We start from the raw sequence: 3,626 nt of genomic DNA on the forward strand, positions 1-3,626 counted from the left end.
AACCATCTGGGTAAGTTACAACAACGGTTGCTTCCTTATCGCCTGTTGTAGTTGTATCTACTGGTTTCTTGTACTCAAAAGTTGTGCCACTTGGAAGATCTCCTACGTTACCAATTGATTTCTTAGCGTCTGGTGTTTCACCCTTCTTAACTGTTTGATCTTTAGCTGTTGGGGTGTTTTGATCTGCTTGTGTTGGGTTTTCTACTACCTTAACAGTTACTGGAACTTCATCCTTAGAACCATCTGGGTAAGTTACAACAACGGTTGCTTCCTTATCGCCTGTTGTAGTTGTATCTACTGGTTTCTTGTACTCAAATGTTGTACCACTTGGGAGATCATCTACGTTACCAATTGATTTCTTAGCGTCTGGTGTTTCACCCTTCTTAACTGTTTGTTCCTTAGCTGTTGGGGTGTTTTGATCTGCTTGTGTTGGGTTTTCTACTACCTTAACAGTTACTGGAACTTCATCCTTAGAACCATCTGGGTAAGTTACAACAACGGTTGCTTCCTTATCGCCTGTTGTAGTTGTATCTACTGGTTTCTTGTACTCAAATGTTGTACCACTTGGGAGATCATCTACGTTACCAATTGATTTCTTAGCATCTGGAGTTTCACCCTTGTTTACTGTTTGTTCCTTAGCTGTTGGAGTGTTCTTATCAGCATCTGTTGCTGGTTTTGTAACTGTAAATTTAAATGTTTCAGTTACAGGTTGTCCATCAGCACCTTTTACTGGTTGACCATTTTTACCAAGAACTGTGATCGTTACTTTTGATTCACCTTCAGTTGTTGGTGTACCTGTAATTTGTTTTGTTGTTGGGTTGTAAGAAACACCATCCGGAAGACCTTCAACCTTGACAGAACCATCTGTAGGAACTTTCTCTACTGTGACAACAACTGGTGTGATTTCTTTTCCTACTACACCTGTTTGATCATCAATTGGAGTAATTTTTGAAGCGATTGAGTTTGGATCTTTAGTGTTTGTACCATCTGTTGTTTCGTCTGAATCTTTGACACCATCATTATCATCATCTTCATCCGTTACATCTGGGATCTTATCACCATCAGTATCCAACTTAAAGGTAGCCTTGACTGTATCAGTTGAGTTGTCTTTGTATGTTACTTTGACAGGTACTTCAACTTCTTCAACTGTTGTTCCTGGCTTAGCTTCAACAGTGATTTTTCCTGTATTTTCGTCGATTGATACAGTGTAGCCTTCTGGAGCTACAAAGTCAGATGGAATACTATATTTAGCACCTTCTGGAGCTGGTGTATCTTTCCCACCTTTATCTGTGAAAGTTGGCGTTGCTGTAGCAGGGGTTCCTGGTGTTACAAGTGTGTCAGCATATTTTGGAGTGTATTTGTCTGTTTCTTCATCAAGAACAGCAGTGAATGAATCAAGTGCCAATGCTGAATGAAGGTCACTTGTGTCTTCGCCTTGGAGGAATACAGCTGATGTATAGATTGCTGGTTCTGTAAGATCATTTGGCACAGTGAGTGGTACTGACTTAGCAGTTCCTTCTGCTGTTGACATTACAGTTGTTGCTTCACCGATTGCTTTACCATTTTTGAACCAACGGATTTGGTATTCGCGTGATGGCATAAGTCCACCAGTCGTACTTTCAGCAGTATCTCCTGGTTTTGCAAAGTTATCAGCGTTGTCGTATACCAAGATATCGTGCATTGGTTGAGGCGCGATTAGGGCAAAGTTGGTATTTGAAATATTTGCTGCCGCAAGTGATGAAGGTCCTACTGGAAGAACGGCATCTGACGTACCTTCAAACATATTTGATTGGTAGTTATTGCTCCAAATAGCATAGTCATTGACAAGAACAGTGGCATAAACATAATCCGTATTAATGTGACGGTATTTTTGTCCAATAGTTCCATTCCACTTCATAAGATGTTCATTGTCTAAATCTTCATCTTTAACAAGTGTTCCAAACTCTGCATCTGAAATTTTCTTAGAAAGTCCACTGTTAGCCTTATCAGCGCTCACACCATAAAGACCACGGAATGGAATACGATAGTAACCGTCTTTATCAACTGGTACTACAACAGTTTCAGCGATATGTGAACCTTTACCATTCTTAGCTTCGTATTCTTTGATAATTTCAGCTTGAGCAGCTTTGAAATCATCAAGTTTGTAGTTTTTGTGTTCTTTTTTCCATTTGTCAAAAAGACGAGTTACTTCATCATTTACGTATGAAGCCGCTACTTTAACGTTTGTGGCATTAATATCGTAGCTGTCTTTTTTATACATACGTGCGTCAGAACCACTTGGGTCACGAAGTTCGTACCACACTCTACCACGGATTGTACCATAATCGCCTTTACGTGAAAATTGGCCGTCTGCTTGGTCACCTGTCTGACGGTCTGCTTCTGGTTTCAATAGATAGTCTTCAGAATTTGGTTTTTCTTGGAGAACTACTTGACCACCAACAATACGGTTGATACCAGCCGTGAAATCCCAAGTTTCATTTAAACGGCTAAGACGTCCGTGGAAACCTGTACGTTGGTCACCAGACTTGATGACAGTGTATTTTGTTGGATCTGGATTTTCTACCCAAGTACGAATAGCAAGCTTAGGATCCCCTGCAAGTTGAAACTCACCTGTAGCTCCTAGGCGGTTAGCTACTGGTTTAGACAAGTCAAATACAAAAGTTCCATCTTGTTCACTTGTTGTCTTATAAACTGGTGACACAAAACCTTTACCAGTTACATACTGAAGGTAGACATTTACACCACCAAGGCGTTTTGCATCTTCTTGGTTATCGTTATTGACTGTTCCATTACGGTAAAGCCAAACTGTTCCTTGATAAGTTTGCTTTTCACCCTTCACACCCGGACTGTAGATTGCTTTCTTTTGAGCTTCATTCTGAAGTTCAGAGTCAAAAGAGCGTGCAGTTCCATTTACTGGAGAAAGGGCACGACGTGAACGTGTAGGAGCTTCCGAAGTAGCTTCTGCCTTGACTTTAACTGTTTGAGAAGCTGACAATGTTGCGCTTGATCCGTCTGCAAATGTTACAACCGCAGATCCATCATTGCTAACTTGAACAGAAACTGCAATCGGATTTGAACCTTTAATCGCTTCAGTAACATTTGAAATTTCTTCAGCAGTTAATGCTGATGCATCCGCTACTGTTGTCAAGCTTGGTGCTTGAATAGAGTCAGCTTCTTTTGTAGTTGCTACTACTGGTGCAGCAGAAGGCTCTGTAGCTTTCTCTTCAGCTTTAGCTTCTTCTGTAGCTGACGCAAGGGCTGGTTTCGTATTAGCTTCTGGTGCAGCTGTAATTTCTACAGCTGGCGCTGCATAAGTTACATTCTCTTCACCTGCAGTCGGCTTAGTGGTTTCCGTAGTAGAACCTGCTTCTGGCTTAGTTTCTACTATGTCTGCTTTGACTGATGGAGCGACTAGTGCTGCTCCAACTGCAAAAACAAGCGAACAACCAAATAGGAAATGTTTCCCTTTTTTGATCATACGCCAGTTCTTTTGCTCTGCATTTTTACGATTGAAATACATTTTATGTCTCCTTTTTCGTATTTTTTAGCATTTTATATTCTACATACATTTTTATTATAAAATATGTATTTAAAAATATCAAAGAATTCGATGATAAAATTATTCG

1 protein-coding gene is annotated in these 3,626 nt (G+C 40.3%); it reads right to left on the minus strand.

Features of this window, described 5'->3' with window-relative positions; all coding sequences use genetic code 11:
* The coding region (locus tag SINDD18_RS09925; RefSeq protein WP_061864000.1) for a Rib/alpha-like domain-containing protein at positions 1-3,520 on the minus strand (3,520 nt) is incomplete at its 3' end.
* Positions 3,521-3,626: the final 106 nt, after the last annotated feature.

The organism is Streptococcus infantis (genome assembly GCF_001579645.1).
Lineage (GTDB): Bacteria > Bacillota > Bacilli > Lactobacillales > Streptococcaceae > Streptococcus > Streptococcus infantis_E.